The organism is Gemmiger formicilis (assembly GCF_016901605.1).
In the GTDB taxonomy this organism is placed as follows: Bacteria; Bacillota; Clostridia; order Oscillospirales; family Ruminococcaceae; genus Gemmiger; species Gemmiger formicilis_B.
Genome location: NZ_JACJKP010000499.1, coordinates 1 through 373 on the forward strand (window position 1 = coordinate 1; position 373 = coordinate 373).

The 373-nt window shown below is 51.2% G+C and carries 1 protein-coding gene; it reads left to right on the forward strand.

The annotated features are described in order from the left end of the window. Positions 1-258 (forward strand): hypothetical protein (locus tag H6B10_RS15635; protein WP_430661776.1); only part of this gene is annotated, 258 nt, incomplete at its 5' end. Positions 259-373: the final 115 nt, after the last annotated feature.

Here is a 373-nt window from a genome sequence, read left to right on the forward strand (position 1 = left end):
CGCAAAGTAAAGCCGACGGCGTTGCGCCGGCTTATCAAGTTTTTGGTGTTTAATGCCGCCACGGCACTGGTTTATGGGCTGTTGTTTGCTTTGTTTGGGCCGGCTGTTTTGCAGGAGCTTACTGCCGATGGCACCGGCGTGTTGGTATTGCTGCTGGCCTTGGGCAACTTTTCTTTCTTTTTGTGTGACCGGGCCATCGGTGCTGTTTCGCGGTACTACCGGGTGATTTTGCGCAAAAAGCTGAAACATTTCTTTTGACGGTACAGCGGGGAGAAAATCCCGCTAAAAAATAGGAGGATAAACTATGTGGTACAATGAAGCTGTGGTCTATCAGATCTATCCGCTGGGGCTTTGCGGCGCACCGCTGCAAAAC